Here is a 24,377-nt window from a genome sequence, read left to right as displayed (position 1 = left end):
TGTTATTTGAATCGATATTTATTTTTCTTTACCGGATGCTTCAAGATTTCTCTCAATAGTATGTCCTGGTCTTGACCATTTTGGTTTTTCTCCCAATGGTGCAAATTGAGAATCTTCAGCTTCAACGGTTTGTGGCTGAGAAACTTTTGTAAATGGTTTTTGTGGATTTAAACCTAACATCTCAAACATTTTCATGTCTTCATTTACATCAGGATTTGGTGTAGTAAGTAATTTATCTCCTGCAAAAATAGAATTGGCACCAGCAAAGAAACACATGGCTTGACCTTCGCGGCTCATATTCATTCTTCCGGCTGATAAACGTACTTGAGTTTCAGGCATGATAATTCTGGTAGTGGCTACCATTCGAATCATTTCCCATATTTCTACCGGTTTTTCTTCTTCCATCGGAGTTCCTTCAACAGCTACCAATGCATTGATTGGCACAGATTCAGGTTGTGGGTTCAATGTAGAAAGTGCTACAAGCATTCCTGCTCTGTCTTCGATGCTTTCCCCCATGCCAATTATTCCTCCGCTACAAACAGTAACATTCGTTTTACGAACATTCTCTATGGTTTGCAAACGGTCTTCAAATCCTCGTGTTGAAATTACTTCTTTATAATATTCTTCTGAAGTGTCTAAATTGTGGTTGTAGGCATATAAACCTGCTTCCGCCAGTCGGTGTGCTTGGTTTTCAGTAATCATTCCAAGGGTACAGCACACTTCCATATCCAGTTTGTTTATGGTACGGACCATTTCAAGTACTTGGTCAAATTCAGGGCCGTCTTTTACGTTTCTCCAAGCTGCTCCCATGCATACACGTGAAGATCCGCTTGATTTTGCGCGTAAAGCTTGCGCTTTCACTTGGCTAACTGACATTAAATCATTGCCTTCAATTTCAGTATGGTATCTTGCGGCTTGTGGACAATAGCCACAATCCTCAGGACATCCACCAGTTTTTATGGATAATAATGTTGAAACCTGAACCACATTAGGGTCGTGGTGTTCTCTATGTATAGAAGCTGCTTCAAAAAGCAAATCCATCATAGGTTTATTATATATTGCGATAATTTCGTCTTTCGTCCAATTGTGTTTTGTAATACTCATCGATGCGATTTTTTGATGGACCAAAAGTAGTTAAATTGTTCTAAAGAAGCAATGCAATAGCTAAGTTAATCAGTTATATGACGGTTGTTCCAATATAACATTAGCAACATAGTAACAATTACCGAAGAGGCTATTCCTTCAAAAAGTAAGCAAATCGAATAAGTATTTACCGAAGGGTTGCCGCCAAATAAAAAAGTCATTGGTAAGGATTTTACATAGGCGTCTCCTCCATTCATGTAACTGTAAGTCACTAATCCTATGATACTTAAAAAGACACCTATTAGTGAAGTAATCATTGCCGAAACTGCATTGTCAACAAAGTTTTTTTTACCTTCATTGATGTTCATTTCAATTGTTCTGTTGACACCGTAAAATACAAAAAACACATTCAAAAGACGCAAATAAAATAAATCAGCATAGCCGAGTGCATTCATGAGTAAAAAATATGCTCCAATTCCAATGAAAATAATTCCCCCGTTTAATAACTCTTTTGGTAGTTTCATACGATTCGTTTTTAAAAATTAAAAAACAAACTTCATTATGCAATAGAATAGCGATGTGAACTAAAAAGTAGTATTCTTTTTTGAAATCTATTGCTATATAATGGTGTTATTTATCGTTTTTCGATAAATACTTTTGGTGTGTTTTCAGTGGAATATTTGTTCTGTATTCTTTTATTACAGCTATGAATTATTTCTTCTTTAAAAGTCTAAAAGTAAAATAGATTCAATCAATTTTGGTGTTTGTCTGAAGCGTAACGGGTGTCCCAATACAGCATTAGCATGAATGTAACAATTACGGCCGATACGATTCCTTCAAATAACAGGGAAATAGAATAGGTCATCACGGATGGATCTCCTCCAAATAAAAAGGTTTTTGACAATGAGCTTACATAGGTATCACCTCCCTTTGAAAAGCTGTAAATTATCAGTCCAATGATACTTAAAAATATTCCTGTAAGTGAAGTGATTAATGCTGAAACAGCATTGGAAACCAATATAGTTTTACCTTCAGCAAAATTTGATTTTAAGGTTCTTTGAGTTCCGTAAAATACAAACAGCACGTTAATCAGACGTAAATAATATAAATCAGCAAGACCTAAAGCCTCCATTAATAAGAAATAAAGTCCAATTCCAATGAAAATAATAAATCCGTTCAATAATTCTTTCGGTAGTTTCATATGGCCAGTTTTAAAATTTAAAAATTACACCTTTATGATAAACAGTATATTACAATCAAATTTACAGAAAAAATAGCAATGTTTTATGAAAATATAAAAGATTTTTATTCAGAATTAAAATTTATTTAAGAACGCGAGTGCCGTTTTTTTGTCTTTCTCAAGTTGTTCTTTTAGGAGGTCAACAGATTCAAATTTTTGTTCTGAACGAATCCTTTGCAGTATCGAAACGCTGATTTTTTGATTGTATAAATCAGCATCAAAGTCAAAATAATGAATTTCAATAGATTGTTTTTGTCCGTCAACAGTAGGATTGAATCCAATGTTCATCATTCCAAAAACGTTTTGTCCATCAATTATGCTTTTTACAATATAAACTCCGTTTTGCGGAATCAGTTTGTAATTTTCTTCGATTTTTAAGTTGGCAGTAGGAAAACCGATTGTTCTTCCTAATTGTTTTCCTTGGATAATACTTCCGGTTAGAAAGTAATTGTATCCTAAATAATCATTGGCCAAAGCCATATCTCCTTCTAATAGCGCATTTCTGATTTTTGTAGAGCTTACCGAAATGTCATTGATTTCCTGAACTGATATTTGTTCTACTTCAAAACCATATTCTTTTCCATAAGCGATAAGATCATCAATGTTTGCCGTTCGATTTCTTCCAAATCGATGGTCATGACCTATAACTATTTTTTGAATATGAAATCGATCAACAAGAATGTTACTCACAAATTCTTCGGCGGTTAGTCTCGAAAAAGCTTCGTCAAAAGGATGGATAACAAGGTTTTCAATACCAATCTTTTCTAGCAAATCTATTTTTTCGTCTATGGTATTGAGTAGTTTTATGTCAGAATGCTCTTGTAAGACCATTCTGGGATGAGGAAAAAAAGTAAGAACTAAGCTTTCGTATTTTTGATTTTCAGTGTTTTGGGTTAATTTTTTCAGGATTTTTTTATGCCCAATGTGTACTCCGTCAAAAGTGCCTAAGGTTAGAATCGTTTTTTTTGTGGAGCTGAAATCGTTTATAGAATGGAAAATCTTCAAAGCAAGTGTTTTATAATAGTGCAAATTTAAGGTATCCAATTGATATAACTAAAAAAGGATTGAAAACTTCAATCCTTTTTTAGCTCATTTTATGTTTTTTATTTTTTAATAAACCGAATTGTATTGGTTTCGGATTGATTTTTCGATAATTTTAAAAAATAAATGCCTTGCGATAAGTTAGAAACATTTACACTAAGGTCTTCTGCTGATTCGATTTTTTTCGATTTTATTATTTGACCTAAGCTGTTAATAATAGTGTAAGCTTCGGGAGCGTCTAATTTATTTTCAACAACGATATTCAATAAGTTAGAGGTTGGATTTGGATAGAGATAAACTGAATTTAAGTTTTTAACGTCATTAGTTGCTAGTGAATTGATGCTGAACTTAGTTGTATCACCAGCTCCAAACTCATCTCCTGATGCAATAACCTCACCAGTCGGGGTATTTAAAACATAAGATCCCGCTCCGTATTCACAACAAATACCATCGTCTTGACTGTCAAAAATTGAAAAAGTATAACAGTCATTACTAGCAAGGTTAAAACTGGTGGTTATTAGTGCTGGCAATGGTCCAGTTTCATTATCGGTATCCGCGTACGGTCCGCCTTCATACAATATTACTCCTGCGGTGTTTGTTAGTTTCCATGTAGTTTCTGAGCCGTAATGGTCAAGTTGCAGGGAGAAGTTTATGGTGTTAGACGAGTAGTTTACATTGTCTGCAATTTCAAAATTAATTGTACTACTATTATTAGAAGCGTTTTGATCAGTCGTTCCATTTACACTAGTTATGGTGGAGCTAAAATTATGGTTCCCTACCGTTGTAGTTAAGCTGCTTAAAGTAATGTCTTGTGATTGATTATTGGCAAGATTGCCAGTCCAGTTATAAGTTTGTAAGTTTTGATTATCAATGCCATATTGTATGGACGCTTGGGTTAAAGGAGAGGTTCCTTTATTTGTGATTTTTACGACTGGCGAGAAATTTTTACTGCAGTTAATATTTAGAGTTACAATCATAGTTGAGGCATCATTGCTAAAAGTGACTCCTGGGACAAGTGCATCAGAAGTTTTTAACGAAACTCTTCTTGTGGAATTGTTCATAACGGTTATCATACGAGTTTTTTGGTCTGCTGTGAATATGTTCATGCAGGCATCATTCGTATAGTCCATATAATTTTCAATCATGTCAAACCCTGGCGATGTTGGGCAGGAATCAACTCCTACCGGACACCCTTGATTTTCTTGACCTGCATTTGGAGTGTCCGCGCAAAAATCATCTACGTCACAACCTCCATCTCCCCAAATATGTCTTAGTCCAAGCCAATGTCCTACTTCATGTGAGGTTGTTCTTCCTTTGTCATAATCAGTTACGTATGTTCCTCCTGGAAAGTAGCTTGATGAACCAAAAAAAGCATAACCTATTACAACTCCATCAGTGTTAGCTGGACCTTCATCTGGATTTATTCCCGGTAAGCCGGATGCGTTTGGAAATTGTGCATATCCTAAAAGATTATTCCCCGTGAATTTAACGACCCAAATATTAAGATATTTTTCAGGATTCCATTGTGTCTGAGGTTTTACAATAGCATCAATTTCATCAGTTGACCAGCTTTCTTTTCCTAAGTCTACACGGTTTATTCCATTTGATAAAATTCCCGAAGGATCTCGTTTTGCCAGAGCGAATTCAATTTCAACATCGGCTCCAACAGGATTGGTGTTAAAACCTGGAGTTCCTGATTTTTTTCTAAAATCTTCGTTTAGTACTTGAATTTGCGAGATTACTTGTTGGTCAAATATGTTTTCCTCGGAACCTATCAGGTTTCCATTATGAATAACGTGAACTACAACCGGAATTGTTATGACAGCGTTTTGTCTTAATCCTTTAGAGGTGTTTTTTATTTTTTCTTTTTCAATTGTAATTTTTGGAGTAATCCATTGTTCAAATTCAGAAGTAGATAATCTATTTGGATTTTTGGACTTCAAATACTCTTCGTATTCTGTAGTTGCACAACGAATGAAAGAACCTTGTTTGATAATTTTCTTTTTACCAAAAAGGATGACTTCAGTTGGATTATTTACTTGAGCAAACGAATAATTGGCTGAAAAAAAAAGGGAGAGTAGGAGTATAAAAGTAATTTTTTTCATGTTATAAGCTCGTTGATTTTTATCTAAAAAATTTTGATATAAGAGGTCAATTTTTCTGATAATTAATAAAGATGCATTAAAATTAATTATTATTATCGTGTAATACAAATTAATTCAAAATCCATTTGATTAATGGTCAGGAATGTACCGATTTTATTTCCCGTTAAATGTGGTCATGGTATTTTCCAGCCCTGCGGCTCCAAATGATTTAATAATCTCCGAGGCCAGTTCTAATCGTTCAGGAAGTGCCAGTTTTTCTGTGTCATCCCATTCGCCAAGAACATAGTCAACTTGTTTTCCTTTTTTGAATTCGTCGCTGATTCCAAAACGGAATCTAGTGTAGTTTTGCGTGTTCAGTACCAAATTGATGTTCTTTAACCCGTTGTGTCCGCCATCACTTCCTTTCGGTTTAATGCGGATGGTTCCAAAGGAAAGATTCAAATCATCGGTAATCACAAAAATATTTTCCAAAGGGATATTTTCTTTATCCATCCAATATTTCACTGCTTTTCCGCTCAAATTCATGTACGTGTTTGGTTTTAAAAGAAAAAAAGTTTTTCCTTTAAATTTGTATTGAGCAAGGGAACCCAGTTTTACAGTTTCGAAAGAAATTCCTTCTTTACGAGCCAAAAAATCCACTACTTTAAATCCTATGTTGTGACGTGTGTTTACATATTCGGCACCAATGTTACCGAGTCCAACTATTAAAAATTTATTACTCACGCTTTCTATATTGTTTTTTTGGTGTTTGTGAACCTCTGGTTTTATATAATCCGTATTGTCATCTGTGTTTGTTGATGAGAATAAATTTGAAATCCATTTTATCATGTTGCAAAAATAAACTTAATTAGAGTATTGGACTATTAGATTTTAGAAAATCGTTAAGGAGAGCATAATATTTCTGGATAGCCCTGATGGGAGTGGAAATCCTTTTTATCCTGAACTTGTTTCTGGATAAAAAGATTGTAACATACAGCAGGAGATGAGTTGTTGTGAAAATGGATAGCTGTGCTCCTGAATAGAATCTGAAACAGGTTTAGGAATAGAATCTGAAACGAGTTCAGATTAAATAAAAAAAGCACCAGTTTTACAACTGATGCTTTCTTGAATGATTGAAAAAATATTATTTTTTCTTTCCTTTTGCAGGAGCTTTTGCTGCTTTTGCTGCTTCTTGAGCTGCTTTCATAGCCGCACGAGAAATCTTCACTTGACAAATAACGGTATTGTCTGGGTGCATGATTTTGAAGTTTGGAGTAGGTACTTTAGTAACGTATAATTTGTTACCCATGTCAAGCGGTGTAATATCAGCTTCAACGAAATCTGGAAGATTTTTCGGTAATGCTTTTACTCTTAATTTACGGTTGTTCAAACGTAAATCTCCACCTGCCATAACTCCTTTAGAGTTACCAACGATTTTTACTGGAACTTCCATAGTGATTTCTTTGTCATCAAAAATTTGAAAGAAGTCAATATGTAAAATCTTGTCAGACACCGGGTGAACCTGAATGTCTTGTAAAATAGCGTTAAATGATTTTCCTTTTCCAAGATCGATCTCAACTGTGTGAGCGTTTGGAGTGTAAACCAAGTTTTTGAAAGCCATAACTTCTGCTGAGAAATGAACTGCCTGATTTCCTCCGTATAATACGCAAGGAACCAATCCAGCATTACGTAGGGCTTTAGTTGCTACTTTACCCACGCTTTCTCTTTCTGATCCTTTAATTGTAATCGATTTCATTGTAAAAAAAATATAGTTATTAATAATATTACTTGTTTGGCCTTTAGTTTTTGGCTATCGGCATGAATTTATAACTTTAAGACTTGTGTCTTACATTATAAACTTTCCACTAATGGAATTGTTGTGGTGCACCATGTGCATAACTTCAGCAAAAAGAGGCGCACAACTCAACACTCTTATTTTGTTTGATTCTTTCTTCAACGGAATAGAATCGGTAACTATTAATTCGCTCAATTTTGAGTTTTCAATTTTTTCGTAAGCCTCGCCAGATAAAATAGCGTGGGTACAAATTGCTCTTACGCTCAAAGCTCCTTTTTCTATCATTAAATCGGCGGCTTTCGCCAAAGTGCCTCCGGTATCAATCATGTCATCTACTAAGATTACATTTCTACCTTTAACCTCACCAATTAATTCCATCGTGTCAATCACATTGGCAGCTTTTCTCTGTTTGTAACAGATAACCACATCTGAATTTAAAAATTTAGAATAGGCGTAAGCTCTTTTAGAACCTCCCATATCAGGTGATGCAATAGTCAAATTGTCTAAACCTAAACTTTCTACATAAGGTAAAAAGATAGTTGAAGCAAAAAGATGATCCACCGGCTTTTCAAAGAATCCTTGAATTTGATCGGCATGCAAATCCATTGTCATTACTCGTGTTGCCCCAGCGCTTTCTAATAATTTCGCTGTCAATTTTGCCCCTATCGGAACTCTAGGCTTGTCTTTTCTGTCTTGTCTTGCCCATCCAAAATAAGGAATTACTGCAGTTATATGTCTTGCCGAAGCACGTTTTGCAGCGTCAATCATTAATAACAATTCCATCAAATTATCTGCATTTGGAAAAGTCGAACAAACAATAAAAACGCGTAATCCTCTGATAGACTCTTCGTATGAAGGCTGAAATTCACCGTCGCTGTATTTTGACATGGTGACTTTCCCTAATGGGATTCCGTATTGCTCTGCTATTTTTTCTGCAAGATAGACACTTTGTGAACAAGCAAAAATTTTAGCTTCTGGTTCTAGGTGTGACATTAATTTGTTGTTTTGTAGTTAGTTAGTGTGTTTCGTTTTACCGAGGTGCAAATTTATAAAATTTATTCAACTCTGAAAGGAAAAAATTAAGTATTTTTAGTAGAACATTTAATATTATTTTTTACATTTGCACCGTGTTAAAGGAATTGATGGTTGATTTAAACACAATCACATCTTTTATTGCGTTGAAATAACTGTTGTTATTTCATGTCTAGCTAAGCCCGGATGGCGGAATTGGTAGACGCGCTGGTCTCAAACACCTGTGGGAAACCGTGCCGGTTCGACTCCGGCTCCGGGTACTTAAAAAGTCTGTAATTGTATTGTAAATCAATACATTACAGGCTTTTTTTAATTAAAAAACCCGACCATTGCCCGACATTTTTATTTTATATGATTTATTTGTCAATTTAATATTTTAAATTTTTATGGATTTTTCTCTCTCAAATATTTTAAAAGGTAAGTTTAAGTGTTTTCACTATATTTGGAATTAATAAATAATATAAATGGATTTTGAAATATATTGTGACGAAAGTGGATTGGAAGCGCTAACTGAAAAGACAGCACATAAATATATGGCTATAGGGGGATTTGGATGCCCGCAAGTTATAGAGATGAATTTAAGGCATCTATAAATGAAATAAAACAAAAGCATAAAGTTTATGGAGAATTAAAGTGGAGTAAGGTTTCTCCATTTTATTTTGATTTATACATAGACCTGATTGATTATTTTTTTAGTACAGATTTATTGAGGTCTAGAGTATTGTTAGTTGAGTCTATAAAAGTTGATAATGTCAAATTTAACAATGCGGACGCCGAATTGGGTTTTTATAAATTTTATTATCAACTCTTGCATCATTGGATTTTTGATTTTAATAATTATGAAATCTTTGTTGATTTTAAAGTAAATAGGGATAAGGGAAGGATTCTGACTTTAGAAAGTAAACTGGATAATGCCAATTTGACTTCAGATATTACTCAGATTCAGGCGTTACCCTCTAATCAATCTTCAGGAATACAGTTGGCAGATTTTATTACTGGTTTAGTCGCAGCAAAATTTAATGGCGAGATTGTAAGTATTGCAAAATTAAATTTAATAAAACATATTGAAAATAAGTACATTAAGAAACAAATAACTCAAACTGGAAAATGGGAAGAAAAATTTAATGTTTTCAAAATTAATTTACAAGGGGGATGGTAATGGCGTATATAATCACAACACTACCGGACGAACAAGCATATAGACAATTATTTTTAAATACATATTGCAATATTGCAAGTCCTGTTTTTACAAATGATGGACTAAGAGTTAGTTTTAGCCCTAATAATTTTAACCATTCTTTTTTTGAAAGTTCAAACAGGAGAAATCCGACAAAAGATGTTTTTTCAATAGTAAGGGCTGAACGAATATTATGGATTAAAGAAACATTGGAAGATCCTACTTCAGATTTAAGAATTGGTTGGGATAATAAGACGAAATCATATGATAATTCACGCAGAGTTGCAATTGTAAAAAATGATTATGTAGTAATTATTTCAATAATAAATCCAACTAAAGCAATTTTTATTAGTGCTTATGTTGCCGACAATTCTATTGGAAAAATATTAATGAGTCCTGTTTGGACAGGTATATAAAATAGAAAAACGCTGATTATTGGTTCAGCGTTTGAGACCTCTGTAGATTCCAAGCCAAAGGCAAAGAACGATACAAATGTATATTACTTTAAATGATTTTACAAACATTTCTCTTGTTTTATAAACAATTTAACTTAAACAACTATCAAAGTTAATATCAGTAAACCTATCTAAACATCAATCTTTGTCAATAAATATAAGACTTTGCAAATTATTAGCAATCTATTTAACGCACCTGTTAAGTATTACAAATAACTAGCATTATTCTTACTTGTTATCCTAATTTTTTTTAAATTTACCGTTAAAGTTCTATAAAATAGAATTTAATTATTTGAGAAAAAAGAAACTTCTTTTTTAGATTATGGAAATACTTGATATATTAATCTCGATTGTGGTATTCGCTTTAGTAATAAAATTGGTTTGGGATAAATTCCAAAGTCATCCAAGTGACAAGTATCATAATGATAGTTGGAAAGAGGCTCGTAAAAGAAAAAACAAATAACACATACAAATCTATAATAATGAAACTTTACGAGTTTTGTCGTCTTACCGAAGTAGAACAATACAATGCGGTTTGGAATATTGGGAGGCTTATCGACCAGTGTTTTGAAGAGAGTGTTGTTATTAATCTTTATGCAATAAATGAATTCTTTGTAGAGGTTTATTATGATGTAAGTTCAAATAAAATCCTTTATAAAAAACACTTTAAACAAGGCGAGTTATTAGATAAATATTTGAATAAGAATAAAATTAATTTTGAATAGGTCAAAACTTAAGTGCGTTTAAGGCTGTAAATTGCGGATAATTATTATTATAAATGTATTTAAGATGAATTCTTCAAATTGGGTTTTTTTAATAATGGCTAATAGTTTATTGTTTTTTATTTTAAAATTTAATGATGACTTAAATAAGCATAGAATTATCAATTTTGTTTCCATTCAACAAATAAAATTATACCTAATTATTGCTTTAATTTTCTTAGTTGAGTATTGCTTTATTGATAGCGGATATTATAATATTTATGGTGGATCTATTAGGACATTTATAATTAGTTTGTATATTTTTATTATATGTAAAAACTATTTTAATAATTTATTTTTACTTAAAATTGATTTAAAAAAAGCATTTGTAATAGCACTTGTCTCATTAATTTTTGCGTTATTAATATCAAATTTTCAAGAGTATATTTTTAATTTGGTTAATCGTAAATTACCCAATGATTATGGGATTTATTTATCAGATTACAAAATCCTTTTTGGATTAATCTTTTACGCAACTCTGCCCGCCGTCTTCGAAGAAATATTTTTTAGAGGATTAATTTTTGATAAATTAAAACTTATTTATTCAGTTAAAAATACAATAATTATAAGTAGTATTTTATTTTATTTAATGCATCTAATTTATGGAACTTTCATTTCTATACTATATGTATTGCCTCTCGGGTTTTTCCTCGGTTATTTAAGAAATAGATACAATAATTTAATATATCCAATTGCCTCACATTTTTTCTATAATTTCATAGTATTTTTATATCCCATAATTAAATAATTTAAAAGATGACTACACCTGACTTAACTCAAAGATTTTTGCCCTATTTTATTTGGTTTTTAATTGTTGTTTTGACAAACTATTTTTTTTCAATTTTTTCAAAGAAAACTAAAAGTACTGGTAAAATATTAATTGCAGTATTTTTACCTGTTTGGTTAATAATTACTGTTGTTAAAATTGTGTGTGATATTATTTATTTAAATGAATTTAATATCTACCCCGTTGCATTTATCGGGCAACTTATTGAAAATATTCCTCAAGTAGTTATTTTTGGAGGAATTGCATTTTTTCTTAAATATAGAAAATTTAAAAAACCCATTTAGGAAAATTAAATTTTCAGATTTAAAAAACGTCATAAGTCGAAATAAGGAAACATATTAATCTGTTGGGGTTTGTAAATCCTCTCCTGTCTTATACTTCGATTGCTCTTTGCGTTCCTAATATTGTGCGCAATCTCCTTTATTTGTGTTTCAAAATCCGACGACGACCAACGATTTGACAAATAACGCCTTTTGATTTGCTCAAAAACTTTTTTGTCGTGTTTGTAGTAGTATTTTAAACCTGTATGACTTAATAAAATACTGTCGTTTTTCTGCATCGAAATATTAAAACCAGTCACATTGCAAATGGTGTTTTTGATATCTTGTTTTTTAGGGTAAAATACACCTCTTTTTTTGGGCTCTTTTTGTGTAGTACTTAACAGTATAGTCAAGGAGTTATTTATTACACATTTACTACTTTCAAAAAGGCGGTTATTTATTACACACTTTTCAATAATATTATTCCTTATTTGTTGGTGCAAATTTTCTGAATTATTTATAATTATTGATTTTAAATTTTTCTTGGGTCTATCCCTGTGATTTGATTTTAAATCATTAATCCAATAACCTTGATTTGAATAATTTTTAATGTTTTTTAAATCAGTTTTTGAGAGGCTTTTTTTATTGATAGTATAATCATAATACACAACTTCGTCAAACCTCTTTAAAAGTAGTTCTTTGGCTTTTTTAAGAGTGTTCTCGTTAACATCTGCAAATGTTTCTATACCTACATAATATTTATTTAGTAAACCTTTGTCGTCAAGATTACAATTAATGTCTTCCATTTTAACTATTTTGATTTCTACTCTTAAAACGTGGTGATTCATCTTGTAATGAAATGATTTGCTATATATTTTAAAGTTCCAACGTTGGTGTTCTGCTAGTGCGGTATTTCGGTCATACGTAAATTCAAACTCGCTATTTCTGTGATAAAGTAAACCTTTTACAAACAATTTAGGATTGAATGCCGGTGTTGTATTAACTCCAAACTCTACACCGTGAAATACCATTTGATTTGAACTACAATTAAACAAGTGTTCTAAATGTCTTCTAATTTCATAAATATTATCAATACTAAATTGATTACCGTTAAATCCCTTATATGGTTTATCAATTATGTAATTGGGTGCTTTTATTCCCTGTAATTCATTCCACATTTTGTGAATACTTCCTTGAAATGTAACATATTGTTTTATAGGGTCGTTGGGGTGTTTTTCATCTGGCTTTATCGTTTTAATTTCGATAGTGCAAAACATATATTTTGCAGTCGAAATACTTTCGTCTACCTCGCCAGTACTTGTTGAAGTTCTACAATTAAAATTTAATATTTTAGATTGTTTTAACTTTTCTATGTCTATGTTTTTTAATTCAATATTTACGTAATCCATTTTTCACTATCTTTGTAGAGGTTTTTTACATTGCCTGTTGGAAGCCGAACTTTTGAACAAAGTAAAAAAGCCCTTGAACAAGGCTTTTTTTTGTTTTTAAAGTGTTTGGTTTATTAATCTTAATACTTCGCTTAAATTGGCTGTATAGTAGCCCTTGAAGTAGTAAACCATCAAATCTCTTTCGTAATTAGAAAGCTTGACAATTAATAAATCTTCCTTTCGGTTGTTGATGCCTTTGTCAGCGAAGTAAAGACCAGGAATAGGAGTTTTAAAAAGTCCTGTAAAGTTTACCCATCGTTTGCCGTTTCTGATTTTTAGCCAAAAACTTGGTGCTGATTTTGCAAAACCTCTATCGACGACGATATTAATTAAGTCAGTAAGTTTTTGAGTTCCGTTTTCTACCTCAACAAGTTGGTAATGTTTTGTAGTTTTAAATTTGCCCTCATTAATTTCTTTGTAAATGTGGGTTGTTGGTTTTGGAATAAAGCCTGTTGAACTCATAATCTTAAACGTTTAGAGGTTTAAGACTTGCCTCAACTTCTGAACGGAGGAAATAAACACGTGCGCCAATCGCCAAAGGATTTAGACGTTTTGACTTGCACCAATTATGTATAGTACTGATGTCAACACTAAACATTTTCGCCACTTCTGAGCGGGTCAAATATTCTTTTGGTTGGATTGGTGCGAAATGTTTTAGAAAATCGTCTAAATGGCTTTTAACCTCGTTTGCGATTTCTTTTTTAAATTCATTTGGAGTGGTAATGATTTGAATTGATTCCATTTTACAAAGTGTTTTTATTGTTTGACTTTGTAAAATTCTATCAAATTGCACCCGTTAAAAGGTTAGTAACGGGTTAGTAACGTGTGTTATTTTTTCTTTTCACGTGTAATGTAGTTGAATAAGGATTTTTTTAATTGATCTAAAAATAATGTTTCGCTTTCAACATTTCGGATTTTAAGGTCTGCAATTAATTTGTTTGGATTCTTAATTGGGAAATTGAAAAAATTAGAAAATATCTCAATTGTTTTGCCTTGTTCCCCCTTTTTTATTTCTATGTTGCCGTTTTCTATTAATGCTTTAATTAGTTCCATTAAATCCGTTTGGTTTCCTATCCAGTTTAAGGTTTTATCTGTGTGCATTTCCTTTTGTCCATTTGATTCTAGTTCCAATAGTTTAGATTCTAAAAATGATTTTATTTTTAGAAAACTAGTGGTTAGTTGATTGCAAATTTCTAAATCGTATCCATCAGTTAGAAATTTACTTTCGTTTTTAATCAAATCTTTTACCGTATAATTTTCTCTCCCTGTTGATTCTTCATTGTTCATTTCGTCAAACTCAAAATCGTTTAGATAACAATTCCTATATCCGTCGTAATCCTCGTTATATTCCAATATTCTTCTTTCAATAACGTTTGCTGTAGAAAAACAGTTTTGATAAAGATATAGTTCATTATTTATGAAATGTACTTCATCATAGTCTTCATATTTTGAAATATGGTTTTCTAAACGCAATGAATATGTTTCTTTGTATTCTTTTAAAGTCGTGATTAATTTTTCTCTCATTTGCCTGTTAATTCGTATTTTGAACTTATTTAAAACCGTTAGGAATATTCAAATATTTTGATTTTTAAATATACCTAACGGGTTTAGTAAAATGTTAATTGATTGACGGATCAATATTAATCATTAAATTTTCCATTCTAAATATTTTTATTAATTTCTTTCTTGCACTATCTGTATAAACAGTATTGTCAAGGCAATAAATTTGGTCGTCAGTTAAACCGGCAATTTCGCTATTCACTTTTTCAAATGCTTTTTTAAGTGTTTGCCATTGCTTACCGTCTGTAACTGTTTCTAAAAACTCTTTTTGTGTTTGATTTAAATTGCTCATTTTCTATTGTTTATTAGGGTTAATTATTTGTACTTACAACTAGAGACCCAATGTTATATCCTGTTTTACGGGTGTTACTTTTTAAATGGAAAGTCTTTTTATAAAGGGTGGGGGGTCTTTTTTTTGGTTTTGTTTTTCAAATTCATTTTAAATTCTCTTCTGTTTTATCCGGATAACCTAATACTGCCCTTATTTCTGTAAATATAGAAAACTATCTTTTACCGTTGGTTGTATTTCGCCTAACTACTATTGTTTAATTCATTATTAATCAAGTAAGTTAAGCCGTTTTATTCCTCTATGCCGTATACAATACTTTTCTTCCTGCTGGTATTTTGTCTAGGTGCTTATTGTTCGTATCCGCCACCGTCGAATAATTGTTAATCTTTCGTTTTAGTCAGGGTGTTTAATATTTAATCGTTGGTTCCGTTTGGTAATAATACCATTTTGGGTTTTTTGTTGAGGTCTTCGTATAACTTCCTAAATAAGTCTGCGTTATCGTCTTTGTCTTCGGGTTCGTTTATGTATTTTAAAAAAACTGATTCTTTTTGATGTCCGCTGATAGCCATTAATATTGGGGTTGCTATCTTTTTATAATAGTTAGAGCAAAAACTTCTGCGAAAAGAGTGTGTTGTCATCAATTTATGTTTCTCATAAAACTTTAGTTCTTTACGTTTAGTTTTTGAGTCGTATATTTTGCCCTCTGTCATTACTTCAATTTTAGCAATCTCACAAACCTTTTTAATATACAAGTTTAGTTTTTGAGTACTGATTTTATAAGGGAAACTATTCTCTATTATATCCACAACGTGGGGCGCAATTATGGGTATTGTAACCGGTTTTTTTGTTTTCTGTTGTATGATGTCTAAATATAGAAAACCGCCTTTATATCGAACGTTTTCTTTTGTGATATTCATTAAATCCTGTCCTCTTTGTCCGAACTCACAGCCTAATAGTATCCATTTTCGGGCGTTGTTGTATGCCTCACTTGTTAACTCTGTGGTTCTAATAGTTTCTAATTCGTCAAAGGATAATGTTTGTATAAATCTGTCCTCGTCACTTTCGGTAAATATTACGATATGTTTTGCGTATGGATTAACTTGAATTTTGCCTTTTCTTTCGGCTTCGATACTAACTGTTTTTATATTGGCTATGTGTTTTGATGCGGTGTTTGTTGCATACTTTTTTGTTTTTAATAACCAATTAGTAAATTTGTCAATAAAGGTTTCGTCAATATCAATAAAGTGAATTTGTTTCTTTATTTTTTTGGTTTGATATTCTTTGAGAATGTTTTTTGTAGATTCAAAACTATTCTCTCGGCTTTTTGAAATACCTATTTTATAACCACCTTTTATTTTTACTTTGCGAGTACTTGCATTGTCTATAATGTCCTGTATGTAGTTTGTGAGTATTCCGGTGTCTGTTTTTTCAACACGATTAAAACATTCGATTATTTTTGATTTTAACCAAAACGAGTCAATCAAAACACTTTGCCCTAAATCTTTGTTTTGTTCTTTGAAAAGATAAGATTCTAATTTATCTAAATCCTCAAAAAGGTCTTGTTTGAATTTTTGATGTTCGTCAAATTTTTCTCCGGCTTCCTTAGTTTCTGTTGGGCGGTTTTTAGTACTGCTTAGTATTGGTCTTTGTTTATTGTCGTTCCAGTCATTTGGATTGATTGAAAACCCTGTATTTAATTCAAGGTCTGCTTTATCTCGACCTAATGTAATACGAACTTTTATAGATACGTGTTTGTTTGCATTACTTCTTAATCTAAAATTTACTGTTGCCATTTTTTGAACTTTTAAACGTTTTGAACAATTCAAAGATAACCTTTAAAATAATACGATTTACAAAGTTGCCCGACATTTGCCCGACATTTTTTCTATTCTATTGCATTTTATTAGATTTAATTCAATCGAGTCACTTTGTTCTTAAACCTTTGTATCAATTGATTTTGTTAGTGTTTATGTAGTTTTTAGTAGTGTTTTATGGGTTTCTTAAAATTGCCTTATTGAGGGGTTTCAATTCCGGCTCCGGGTACAAAAACCGCTTCGAAAGAAGCGGTTTTTTTGGTTTTAGATGGTTTTTTTCTCCTGAAATATCCATTAATATGGCGTTAATCACTTGATTATCGGTTCACTTGTAGCAGTTTTATACCCCAAAACGTTTTTTTTGTGATATTCTAAATAGAGTTTGAAAATTTTAACGATATCGTTATTTATACAATTTTATTTTTGTATTCTTGTAAGTGTAAATAAAACACTTAATTATGAAAAAAATAGTTTTGCTAGCTTTTTTGGCGCTGTCATTGTCTTCATTTGTGGGGAAACCAACCCGTTATTTTTTTGTCAACTCGGATAAAACAATAAAAATTGAATTTAGTCTAAACCTAAAGAAAACGCCTTCTTACAAGGTTTTCTTCAAAGATAAATTGGTTGTTAATACTTCTGATTTGGGGATTGTCAGAGAAGACGCTAATTTTTATACGGATTTAAAGATAGTGGCCGTTTCTAAATCGAAACCAATTCAATCCAACTATTCGATGCTGCAAGGGAAACGAAAAAAAATCGCTTATGCCGCAAATCAATACACGGTTAGCTTGCAAAACAATAAAGGGGAAAGAATGAATGTTATTTTTCAACTATCCCACGATGGAATTGCGTTGCGATACCATTTTCCAGAAACTTCGACAGCTATTAAAAAAATAGTTGAAGAGAAAACTACTTATAATTTTGACACCACCACAAAAGCGTGGTTGCAACCCATGTCCAAAGCCAAAACCGGATGGAAAGAAACCAATCCTTCCTATGAAGAGCATTATGCGATGGGCGTTCCCGTAAATACAAAACCTGCAATAGGAGAAGGTTGGGTGTATCCGGCTTTGTTTCATGCCAATGATACTTGGGTTTTGATTTCCGAAACAGGATTGCAAGCCAATTATTGCGGGAGCCGATTGGTATATAATGATACAGCCAAAGCAATGCAGGTAACTTTTCCGCAAAAAGAAGAAATTTTCCCTAACGGAGCATTGAATCCGGAATCTGTTTTGCCTTGGTACACGCCTTGGCGCATCATTACTATCGGGTCACTCAAAACCATTACCGAAAGTACGATGGGAACAGATTTAGCCGATCCGTCAACGGTTGCAGACACTTCGTTTATAAAAAGCGGAATTGCGTCTTGGAGCTGGGTTTTGCTGAAAGATGAATCGGTTAATTATGAAACTACCCATAAATTTATTGATTATGCCGCTGCTATGAATTGGCCGTATTGCTTGATAGATGCCGATTGGGATACCCGAATTGGCGATAAAAAAATGAAAGAATTGTCGGCTTACGCCAAAGGTAAAAACGTGAAATTACTCGTTTGGTACAATTCATCAGGATCCTGGAACAGTACGGAATACCATCCAAAAAGTAAATTGATTACCCATGCCGACAGAGTTCGGGAGTTTACCAGATTGAATGAAATGGGAATTGCGGGAATCAAAGTTGATTTTTTTGGTGGCGACGGACAATCGATGATTGCGTATTACCATGATATGCTGACCGATGCTGCGGCGCATAAATTAGTGATTAATTTACATGGAGCTACTTTACCCAGAGGTTGGCAACGCACGTATCCAAATTTGCTTACGACTGAAGCGGTAAAAGGATATGAATACATTACTTTTTTTCAAGATATTGCTGATTTAGCCCCAACACATTGTGCCATGCTCCCTTTTGCCCGAAATGTTTTTGACCCCATGGATTTTACACCAATGGTTTTGGATTCTATTCCAAATATTACCCGAAAAACAACTCCAGCATTTGAATTAGCCTTGCCCGTTTTATTCTTATCCGGAATTCAACACATGGCCGAAACGCCTGACGGAATGGCTAAAATGCCTGCTTATGTAGTCGATTATTTAAAAGACATTCCAACGAATTGGGATGATTCTAAATTTATTGATGGGTATCCGGGAAAGTACATTATCATGGCCAGAAAGAAAGACAATATATGGCATATCGTTGGGATTAACGGGGAAACCACTGCCAAAGAAATAGAAATTGATTTGTCTTTTGTAACTAATTCCAAAGGTTTTAGTATCGCCGAAGACGAGAACGGATTTCAGCAAAAAACAGTATCAAAAAGTACCAAATTAAAAGTAACTATGAAACCTCATGGAGGGTTTGTCGTGAAGATTTAGTTTTTTCAGGAGCTATTTCCCGCTTTACACTGCAATCTTTTCTTAATCCTGTCTGGGTAAACCCAGACAGGATTAAGAAAAGGATTTCCGTTGCAATCAGGGCTAGGGAATTCTGCATGTCCAATACCTTATTTCTAATCTAGATTTCAAGTAGTGTTAGCGTCAAATGACTCCAACACATGAAAAGGCTTTTTTATAATTTGTAAGAAAATTTTAATATATTTGAAAAGAGATAAAGCGAAACAAACCTTCGTGAATCTACCCATTTTTGGGTGTATATGCGAAGATTTGTTTCGTGTATATATTAGTTAGCAGCAAGCTAAATGCTAAAAGAAAAAATAATATTGAAATGAAACTAAAAATTATCCTGATACTATTACCAATATTTTTATTTGGTCAAAAAAAAATTGATAATCTAATTGAAATCAATTTTATTAAATCTCATGTAAAATATGTTGATAGTATTTCTAGTTTTACTCCTGAAGAAATTCAAAGTATTTATGAAATTCCTGGACACGCAAAAATTAATGGTGAACCTACAACATCAAGTAAAATTAATACTAGAATTTTAAAATACTCGAACGAAATTTTGAGAATTAATTATAACCAAACTGACTCAAAAGAATTTTGGATATATTATTACTATAATACAAAACCCATATACGTTGAGCTGTTTATATTGCGTGGAAAAAAAAACTTATTAAATAAAAAGAGATTTTATTTTCAAAATCAAAATATAACTCCTCTAACAAATTTAAAAAGTTATGACGATATAAGAGAAGAGGTGAAAGTCTTTATAAAAGCCAACGAATTACTAAAGTCCATAAATGAATAAGCCAACTGCTAACACACGCTACAAGCAAGCTGGGCATTTGGCTTAATTTGAAAATGGTTTTGTATTTGAAAAATTAGTTTTTAACAGAAAGTTTAGGCTTTCTTAATCCCAGCCTGTGTGTAGCGCGGGAACGTTATATGCAAGTTTAAAAAAAAATGAAAAAAGACAAAAACAACAGTAAAATTATACCTTTTAGCCAACTAATTATTGGAGTTATTATTATTTGGATTATCTCTGCAATTGTAAGTTGGTTTACTTTTTCAGATTGGTTAAAAAGTGGATCTTTTGGAGATACTTTTTGAGCGATTAATTCTCTATTTTCAGGATTAGCTTTATCGGGAATTATTTATACAATTTTTTTACAAAAAATTGAATTAAACCTTCAAAGGAAAGAACTTAAATATACAAGAAAAGAACTCAGAAGAACAGCAAATGCTCAAGAAGAGTCAGTGAAAATGTTTAATGAACAACTTAGATTATCGAATTTACCGTTTTTACAATATAACTCTAAAGTAATAAATGCTAAAAATTGTCTAATAATATCGAATGAAAGTGACCACCCTGCATTTGATATTGATATTTGGCTTTTTGTTACTGAAAGTGATGAAAATTATTCGTATGAAACATTTATTAAAGATTGGGTTAAAGATGATTATAAAAGTTTAGCTAAGTTAAAAAAATTAATTGATGATGAAATTTGGGGCATTTCAGAACGTGGAATTTATCACTCATTCCCAAAAAGTAAGAAAATAATAATTCCAATTGATTACGTAATTGGAGATAACTCTTTTGAAATATATATTCAATATCGAGATAATTTAAATAATAATTATTCCCAAAGTATATGGTTTCATAACCAAGGAAATAGTTTAAAGCCATTTCAAGAGGCTATTTACAAGCCAAATATACCAACAGTTACAAATAGAATTGATTTAATAGATGAAAATCTTACTGAAGAGGATTTACCTGAAATAGCAAAAGGATTAGTTGATATGTATAATTCCTCCATTTTTGGTTCACGTTTGAAAAATAGAAATTTTAGAGGTGTTGAATATCATTGGGAAATGAAGGACGCATAAAACCTGTATATAACAGCCACTAACAGCGGTTTTGCGCAATTGGCTTAATGGAAAGTTGGTTTTGTATTTGTGATGATTTGTCAAATCCTCTAACTACCGATAGCGTATCGCTCGCGAACACTCTCAAAAGTAAATAACTGTAAATTGTAATTGAATGAGCATCCCGCTCGCAATCAAGAAAGTTATCTAAAACTACACTAAAACAGCACTATTAAATTACCTGATACCATAAAAAAAACCCGAAAGTTTTACTTTCGGGGTTACTAACTAGTTCCATATTTAAACCAAACCATTCAACTTATTTATGGGAATAGAAACTAATCTATAATTAGTTAGTGTATTGTTATTTAACAGAGAATTTAAAGCTTGTTTTTGTTTTATAATTCTCACCTGGATTCAAGACCGTAGTTGGAAAATCTTTTTGATTTGGAGAATCTGGATAGTGTTGTGTTTCTAGACAAAAACCAGTTCTGCGAGCATACGTTCCGCCATTTCTCATGGGTAAAGTACCGTCTAAGAAGTTACCGGAATAGAACTGTATTCCCGGTTGGTCGGTGTACACTTCCAATAATCTTCCGCTTCCCGCATCATAAGCCGATGCTGCAAAACGCTCTCCTTTATCTTGATTGTTCAGTACCCAGCAATGGTCGTAACCCAATCCGTTTTTCAATTGTTCGTCTTTCCCTTCGATTTGTGCACCCACTTTTTTCGCTTTTCTGAAATCAAACGGCGTATTGGTTACATCGGTCAATTTTCCTGTTGGAATAAGTGTTGCTGCAACCGGAACTAATTTATCTGCATCGATAGTGATTTCATGATCTAAAATTGGTTTAGAAAAATCAGAAGACAAGTTGAAATACGAGTGTTGTGTTAAGTTTACCACCGTTTTCTTATCGGTAGTCGCTTCATAAACCACGTCCAATGAGTTGTCATTGTTCAAGGTGTAGGTTACAAAAACAGTTAGATTTCCAGGATATCCTTCTTCCATGTCTTTACTCACATACTTCAATTTTAGCGAAGCATTGTCCCCGGATTTTGCTTCTTCGGCAGTCCAAACCACTCTGTGAAAACCTTCAGGTCCTCCGTGCAAAGCATTAGGATCGTTGTTGATGGCCAAAGCATATTCTTTTCCGTCCAAGGTAAATTTTCCCTTTGCAATTCGGTTTCCGTATCTTCCGATAAGGGCTCCAAAATACGGATTTGGTTTCATGTATTGTTCCAATGAATTAAAACCAAGCACTACTTCTTCTGATTTCCCGGCTTTGTTAGGCACTTTCAAAGAAGAGATAATTCCACCATAAGTGATAATATCCACTTCCATTCCTTTTTGGTTTTTCAGTTTGTAACTGTCAATTTTTTCGCCTTTTGGAGTCGTTCCATAAGCTGATTTTTCGATAGTCACCACATCAGTAGCTTTTGCTTCTGTAACAGTTTCTTCCACTTTTTTATCGCTTTTGCATTGAATATTCATACTTGCCAAACTTACTATGGAAATTCCGTAAATGCAACGTTTTAATACATTCATAATGATTCGTTTTTTAGTTTTTAAAAGTCTTAAAGTCTAAAGTTTAAAAATTAACTAAAACTTTAATCCTCTGCATTGGACATTAAGACTTTATGACATTAGACTTAAATTATAGACCGTGCTGAAACAAATGATAATAGGCTTCGTTAGCATTAATTTTATCCTTAAAGTCCCTAACGGTTGTTTTCTCATCGATAACAAGCAATTCTATACCTGCAATATCGGCAAAATCTTCCATATATTCAGTTGTCAAAACTTGACTGTATACCGTATGATGTGCTCCACCTGCTAAAATCCATGTAGTTGCAGCAATATCAAGGTCTGGTTTACAATCCCACAAGACGCGAGCAACAGGAAGTTTAGGCAAATCAGCCATTGGCGCTACCGCTTCTACTTCGTTTACAATCAATCGGAAACGGTTCCCCATATCAATCAGGGAAGCGTTGATAGCATTTCCAGCAGCAACATTAAATACCAAACGAACCGGATCTTCTTTTCCTCCAATTCCTAATGGGTGAACTTCACAAGAAGGTTTTGCATCAGCAATAGAAGAGCAAATTTCCAACATGTGAGACCCTAAAACATACGATTTTTGAGGCGTGAAATGATACGTATAATCTTCCATGAAAGAAGTTCCTCCTTCAAGACCTACATTCATTACTTTCATCGCACGGAGTAAAGCGGCAGTTTTCCAGTCGCCTTCTCCACCAAAACCGTATCCATCTGCCATAAGACGTTGCACAGCAATTCCCGGAAGTTGTTTTAATGAACCCAGATTTTCGAAAGTATCAGTGAAAGCACCAAAACCTCCTTCTACAAGAAATGCTCTTAATCCTATTTCTATTCGGGCAGCTTCTAGCAATGAATCTCTTTTTTCTCCTCCTTTTTGAAGGGCTGGAGCCAAAGTATAAGACGCTTCATATACTGCAACTAATGCATTGGTGTCAGCATCAGAAACGTTGTCAATGTGTTTGGTAATATCTGAAGAGTCGAAACCATTTACCGAAAAACCAAAACGGATTTGGGCTTCGACTTTATCTCCTTCAGTTACTGCAACTTCGCGCATATTGTCTCCAAATCTTGCCACTTTTAAGTTTTGGAACTCATCCCAACCTAAAACGACTCTGGACCAAATGCCTAATTTCTTTTGAACGCGTTCGTCTTCCCAATGTCCAACAACCACTTTACGTTTTTTACGCATTCTGGACATGATAAAACCAAACTCTCTGTCTCCATGAGCCGATTGGTTTAAATTCATAAAATCCATATCCATAGAAGCCCATGGAATTTCAGCGTTGAATTGTGAATGCAAATGGCACAATGGTTTTTTAAGAATATTTAAACCGCCAATCCACATTTTAGCAGGCGAGAAGGTATGCATCCAAGCAATAATACCAATACAGTTTTTGTTCGAATTGGCCTCTAAGCATACATTTGTAATTTGTGCTGGAGATTTCACCACATCTTTATATACAATTTTCACTGGTATATGAGACGAAGCGTGTAACCCTTTTGCAATATGTTGGGAATGCTCTGCTACTTTTCTTAGCGTTTCTTCGCCATATAATTCTTGGCTGCCTACTACAAACCAAACTTCTTTTTGAGATATATCTATCATTATTTTATTATTTTATATAGTATTGAATAACATTGTTTTACCTATTCTGGAAAATAACATTGAGTTATAAAATGATTTAAGATTTTTGATTTCAGAAGTTTAGACTCGTGTAAAAC

General features: G+C 32.8%; 25 protein-coding genes and 1 tRNA gene. 10 read left to right on the top strand and 16 right to left on the bottom strand.

From position 1 onward, the window contains the following. Positions 1 to 18: 18 nt before the first annotated feature. The 8 genes from bioB to CLV00_RS03420 all read right to left on the bottom strand — a co-directional run bounded on the left by bioB (position 19) and on the right by CLV00_RS03420 (position 8,236). The gene (bioB, locus tag CLV00_RS03455; protein ID WP_099713823.1) at positions 19 to 1,104 is read right to left on the bottom strand and encodes a biotin synthase BioB; all 1,086 of its coding nucleotides are present in this window, start codon (positions 1,102 to 1,104) and stop codon (positions 19 to 21) included. A 65-nt stretch (positions 1,105 to 1,169) separates the two neighbouring features. Then, positions 1,170 to 1,607, bottom strand: coding sequence for a hypothetical protein (locus CLV00_RS03450; RefSeq protein WP_099713822.1), 438 nt, complete (start codon positions 1,605 to 1,607; stop codon positions 1,170 to 1,172). A 227-nt stretch (positions 1,608 to 1,834) separates the two neighbouring features. Next, a complete protein-coding gene (locus CLV00_RS03445) occupies positions 1,835 to 2,284 on the bottom strand; it encodes a hypothetical protein (RefSeq protein ID WP_099713821.1) in 450 nt (149 codons plus the stop codon). A gap of 114 nt (positions 2,285 to 2,398) precedes the next feature. Next, complete coding sequence (locus CLV00_RS03440) at positions 2,399 to 3,328, bottom strand: bifunctional riboflavin kinase/FAD synthetase (protein WP_099716218.1); 930 nt, start codon at positions 3,326 to 3,328, stop codon at positions 2,399 to 2,401. Positions 3,329 to 3,426: 98 nt separating this feature from the next. Next, the gene (locus CLV00_RS16370) at positions 3,427 to 5,469 is read right to left on the bottom strand and encodes a M43 family zinc metalloprotease (protein ID WP_158234583.1); all 2,043 of its coding nucleotides are present in this window, start codon (positions 5,467 to 5,469) and stop codon (positions 3,427 to 3,429) included. 153 nt (positions 5,470 to 5,622) lie between these two features. Beyond that, positions 5,623 to 6,297 (bottom strand): aminoacyl-tRNA hydrolase, encoded by a 675-nt coding sequence (gene pth / locus CLV00_RS03430; RefSeq protein ID WP_099713820.1) that lies wholly within the window; start codon positions 6,295 to 6,297, stop codon positions 5,623 to 5,625. Positions 6,298 to 6,592: 295 nt separating this feature from the next. Further along, positions 6,593 to 7,204, bottom strand: a complete 612-nt coding sequence (locus CLV00_RS03425; RefSeq protein ID WP_099713819.1) for a 50S ribosomal protein L25/general stress protein Ctc — start codon at positions 7,202 to 7,204, stop codon at positions 6,593 to 6,595. Between the two features lie 90 nt (positions 7,205 to 7,294). Continuing rightward, entirely contained in the window at positions 7,295 to 8,236 is a 942-nt protein-coding gene (locus CLV00_RS03420) for a ribose-phosphate pyrophosphokinase (RefSeq protein ID WP_099713818.1), read from the bottom strand. Positions 8,237 to 8,455: 219 nt separating this feature from the next. Between CLV00_RS03420 and CLV00_RS03415 the strand changes: the two genes are divergently transcribed. The 6 genes from CLV00_RS03415 (at position 8,456) to CLV00_RS03390 (ending at position 11,739) form a co-directional block, all read left to right on the top strand. Continuing rightward, positions 8,456 to 8,535 (top strand) — tRNA-Leu (locus CLV00_RS03415). Positions 8,536 to 8,828: 293 nt separating this feature from the next. Then, on the top strand, positions 8,829 to 9,434 hold the full coding sequence (locus CLV00_RS03410; protein WP_199074756.1) for a DUF3800 domain-containing protein: 606 nt from the start codon (positions 8,829 to 8,831) through the stop codon (positions 9,432 to 9,434). Next, positions 9,434 to 9,868 carry a hypothetical protein gene (locus tag CLV00_RS03405; RefSeq protein WP_143394875.1) on the top strand — a complete coding sequence of 145 codons (435 nt, stop codon included), beginning with the start codon at positions 9,434 to 9,436 and terminating at the stop codon, positions 9,866 to 9,868. The genes CLV00_RS03410 and CLV00_RS03405 overlap by 1 nt, the downstream gene beginning before the upstream one ends. Before the next feature lie 521 nt (positions 9,869 to 10,389). Further along, on the top strand, positions 10,390 to 10,632 hold the full coding sequence (locus CLV00_RS03400; protein WP_143394874.1) for a hypothetical protein: 243 nt from the start codon (positions 10,390 to 10,392) through the stop codon (positions 10,630 to 10,632). A gap of 64 nt (positions 10,633 to 10,696) precedes the next feature. Further along, a complete protein-coding gene (locus CLV00_RS03395) occupies positions 10,697 to 11,416 on the top strand; it encodes a CPBP family intramembrane glutamic endopeptidase (protein WP_099713815.1) in 720 nt (239 codons plus the stop codon). An 8-nt stretch (positions 11,417 to 11,424) separates the two neighbouring features. Beyond that, positions 11,425 to 11,739, top strand: a complete 315-nt coding sequence (locus CLV00_RS03390) for a hypothetical protein (protein ID WP_099713814.1) — start codon at positions 11,425 to 11,427, stop codon at positions 11,737 to 11,739. Between the two features lie 29 nt (positions 11,740 to 11,768). On the opposite strand, the gene CLV00_RS03385 is transcribed toward CLV00_RS03390, so the two are convergent. The 6 genes from CLV00_RS03385 to CLV00_RS03360 all read right to left on the bottom strand — a co-directional run bounded on the left by CLV00_RS03385 (position 11,769) and on the right by CLV00_RS03360 (position 16,805). Then, positions 11,769 to 13,124: a hypothetical protein gene (locus CLV00_RS03385; RefSeq protein WP_099713813.1), complete on the bottom strand. Its 1,356-nt coding sequence runs from the start codon at positions 13,122 to 13,124 to the stop codon at positions 11,769 to 11,771. A 96-nt stretch (positions 13,125 to 13,220) separates the two neighbouring features. Then, positions 13,221 to 13,625 (bottom strand): hypothetical protein, encoded by a 405-nt coding sequence (locus CLV00_RS03380; RefSeq protein ID WP_099713812.1) that lies wholly within the window; start codon positions 13,623 to 13,625, stop codon positions 13,221 to 13,223. 4 nt (positions 13,626 to 13,629) lie between these two features. Further along, positions 13,630 to 13,905: a helix-turn-helix domain-containing protein gene (locus tag CLV00_RS03375; protein WP_099713811.1), complete on the bottom strand. Its 276-nt coding sequence runs from the start codon at positions 13,903 to 13,905 to the stop codon at positions 13,630 to 13,632. Between the two features lie 86 nt (positions 13,906 to 13,991). Then, positions 13,992 to 14,687 carry an RteC domain-containing protein gene (locus CLV00_RS03370; RefSeq protein WP_099713810.1) on the bottom strand — a complete coding sequence of 232 codons (696 nt, stop codon included), beginning with the start codon at positions 14,685 to 14,687 and terminating at the stop codon, positions 13,992 to 13,994. 94 nt (positions 14,688 to 14,781) lie between these two features. Continuing rightward, positions 14,782 to 15,015 carry a hypothetical protein gene (locus CLV00_RS03365; RefSeq protein ID WP_099713809.1) on the bottom strand — a complete coding sequence of 78 codons (234 nt, stop codon included), beginning with the start codon at positions 15,013 to 15,015 and terminating at the stop codon, positions 14,782 to 14,784. Positions 15,016 to 15,425: 410 nt separating this feature from the next. Then, positions 15,426 to 16,805, bottom strand: a complete 1,380-nt coding sequence (locus CLV00_RS03360) for a site-specific integrase (protein WP_099716217.1) — start codon at positions 16,803 to 16,805, stop codon at positions 15,426 to 15,428. A gap of 479 nt (positions 16,806 to 17,284) precedes the next feature. Between CLV00_RS03360 and CLV00_RS03355 the strand changes: the two genes are divergently transcribed. The 4 genes from CLV00_RS03355 (at position 17,285) to CLV00_RS03345 (ending at position 21,118) form a co-directional block, all read left to right on the top strand. After that, on the top strand, positions 17,285 to 19,204 hold the full coding sequence (locus tag CLV00_RS03355) for a glycoside hydrolase family 97 protein (protein ID WP_099713808.1): 1,920 nt from the start codon (positions 17,285 to 17,287) through the stop codon (positions 19,202 to 19,204). A 349-nt stretch (positions 19,205 to 19,553) separates the two neighbouring features. After that, positions 19,554 to 20,039, top strand: coding sequence for a hypothetical protein (locus CLV00_RS03350; protein WP_143394872.1), 486 nt, complete (start codon positions 19,554 to 19,556; stop codon positions 20,037 to 20,039). 155 nt (positions 20,040 to 20,194) lie between these two features. Further along, positions 20,195 to 20,341 (top strand): hypothetical protein, encoded by a 147-nt coding sequence (locus tag CLV00_RS16365; protein ID WP_158234582.1) that lies wholly within the window; start codon positions 20,195 to 20,197, stop codon positions 20,339 to 20,341. A gap of 153 nt (positions 20,342 to 20,494) precedes the next feature. Then, entirely contained in the window at positions 20,495 to 21,118 is a 624-nt protein-coding gene (locus tag CLV00_RS03345; protein WP_099713806.1) for a hypothetical protein, read from the top strand. A gap of 343 nt (positions 21,119 to 21,461) precedes the next feature. Here the strand turns inward: CLV00_RS03345 and CLV00_RS03340 are convergent, their stop codons facing one another. Together CLV00_RS03340 and araA are read right to left on the bottom strand one after the other, a co-directional pair. Further along, positions 21,462 to 22,643: an aldose epimerase family protein gene (locus CLV00_RS03340; protein ID WP_099713805.1), complete on the bottom strand. Its 1,182-nt coding sequence runs from the start codon at positions 22,641 to 22,643 to the stop codon at positions 21,462 to 21,464. 109 nt (positions 22,644 to 22,752) lie between these two features. Next, on the bottom strand, positions 22,753 to 24,261 hold the full coding sequence (gene araA, locus CLV00_RS03335) for an L-arabinose isomerase (protein WP_099713804.1): 1,509 nt from the start codon (positions 24,259 to 24,261) through the stop codon (positions 22,753 to 22,755). Between the last annotated feature and the right edge of the window lie 116 nt (positions 24,262 to 24,377).

The organism is Flavobacterium sp. 11 (assembly GCF_002754315.1).
GTDB lineage: Bacteria > Bacteroidota > Bacteroidia > Flavobacteriales > Flavobacteriaceae > Flavobacterium > Flavobacterium algoritolerans.
The sequence above is the reverse complement of the archived record's forward strand: the minus strand, read 5'-3'. Positions and strand labels throughout refer to the sequence as shown.

What these genes read in the sequence shown, in the direction of transcription:
- CLV00_RS16365 (WP_158234582.1), top strand. Translation starts at nt 20,195, where the DNA reads ATGAAAAAAGACAAAAACAACAGTAAAATTATACCTTTTAGCCAACTA.
- CLV00_RS03395 (WP_099713815.1), top strand. Translation starts at nt 10,697, where the DNA reads ATGAATTCTTCAAATTGGGTTTTTTTAATAATGGCTAATAGTTTATTG.
- CLV00_RS03370 (WP_099713810.1), bottom strand. Translation starts at nt 14,687, where the DNA reads ATGAGAGAAAAATTAATCACGACTTTAAAAGAATACAAAGAAACATAT.
- CLV00_RS03375 (WP_099713811.1), bottom strand. Translation starts at nt 13,905, where the DNA reads ATGGAATCAATTCAAATCATTACCACTCCAAATGAATTTAAAAAAGAA.
- CLV00_RS16370 (WP_158234583.1), bottom strand. Translation starts at nt 5,469, where the DNA reads ATGAAAAAAATTACTTTTATACTCCTACTCTCCCTTTTTTTTTCAGCC.
- CLV00_RS03350 (WP_143394872.1), top strand. Translation starts at nt 19,554, where the DNA reads ATGAAACTAAAAATTATCCTGATACTATTACCAATATTTTTATTTGGT.
- CLV00_RS03420 (WP_099713818.1), bottom strand. Translation starts at nt 8,236, where the DNA reads ATGTCACACCTAGAACCAGAAGCTAAAATTTTTGCTTGTTCACAAAGT.
- CLV00_RS03385 (WP_099713813.1), bottom strand. Translation starts at nt 13,124, where the DNA reads ATGGATTACGTAAATATTGAATTAAAAAACATAGACATAGAAAAGTTA.
- CLV00_RS03340 (WP_099713805.1), bottom strand. Translation starts at nt 22,643, where the DNA reads ATGAATGTATTAAAACGTTGCATTTACGGAATTTCCATAGTAAGTTTG.
- CLV00_RS03380 (WP_099713812.1), bottom strand. Translation starts at nt 13,625, where the DNA reads ATGAGTTCAACAGGCTTTATTCCAAAACCAACAACCCACATTTACAAA.
- pth (WP_099713820.1), bottom strand. Translation starts at nt 6,297, where the DNA reads ATGATAAAATGGATTTCAAATTTATTCTCATCAACAAACACAGATGAC.
- CLV00_RS03405 (WP_143394875.1), top strand. Translation starts at nt 9,434, where the DNA reads ATGGCGTATATAATCACAACACTACCGGACGAACAAGCATATAGACAA.
- CLV00_RS03445 (WP_099713821.1), bottom strand. Translation starts at nt 2,284, where the DNA reads ATGAAACTACCGAAAGAATTATTGAACGGATTTATTATTTTCATTGGA.
- CLV00_RS03450 (WP_099713822.1), bottom strand. Translation starts at nt 1,607, where the DNA reads ATGAAACTACCAAAAGAGTTATTAAACGGGGGAATTATTTTCATTGGA.
- CLV00_RS03355 (WP_099713808.1), top strand. Translation starts at nt 17,285, where the DNA reads ATGAAAAAAATAGTTTTGCTAGCTTTTTTGGCGCTGTCATTGTCTTCA.
- CLV00_RS03410 (WP_199074756.1), top strand. Translation starts at nt 8,829, where the DNA reads ATGCCCGCAAGTTATAGAGATGAATTTAAGGCATCTATAAATGAAATA.
- CLV00_RS03365 (WP_099713809.1), bottom strand. Translation starts at nt 15,015, where the DNA reads ATGAGCAATTTAAATCAAACACAAAAAGAGTTTTTAGAAACAGTTACA.
- CLV00_RS03390 (WP_099713814.1), top strand. Translation starts at nt 11,425, where the DNA reads ATGACTACACCTGACTTAACTCAAAGATTTTTGCCCTATTTTATTTGG.
- CLV00_RS03360 (WP_099716217.1), bottom strand. Translation starts at nt 16,805, where the DNA reads ATGGCAACAGTAAATTTTAGATTAAGAAGTAATGCAAACAAACACGTA.
- CLV00_RS03345 (WP_099713806.1), top strand. Translation starts at nt 20,495, where the DNA reads ATGTTTAATGAACAACTTAGATTATCGAATTTACCGTTTTTACAATAT.
- CLV00_RS03425 (WP_099713819.1), bottom strand. Translation starts at nt 7,204, where the DNA reads ATGAAATCGATTACAATTAAAGGATCAGAAAGAGAAAGCGTGGGTAAA.
- bioB (WP_099713823.1), bottom strand. Translation starts at nt 1,104, where the DNA reads ATGAGTATTACAAAACACAATTGGACGAAAGACGAAATTATCGCAATA.
- araA (WP_099713804.1), bottom strand. Translation starts at nt 24,261, where the DNA reads ATGATAGATATATCTCAAAAAGAAGTTTGGTTTGTAGTAGGCAGCCAA.
- CLV00_RS03400 (WP_143394874.1), top strand. Translation starts at nt 10,390, where the DNA reads ATGAAACTTTACGAGTTTTGTCGTCTTACCGAAGTAGAACAATACAAT.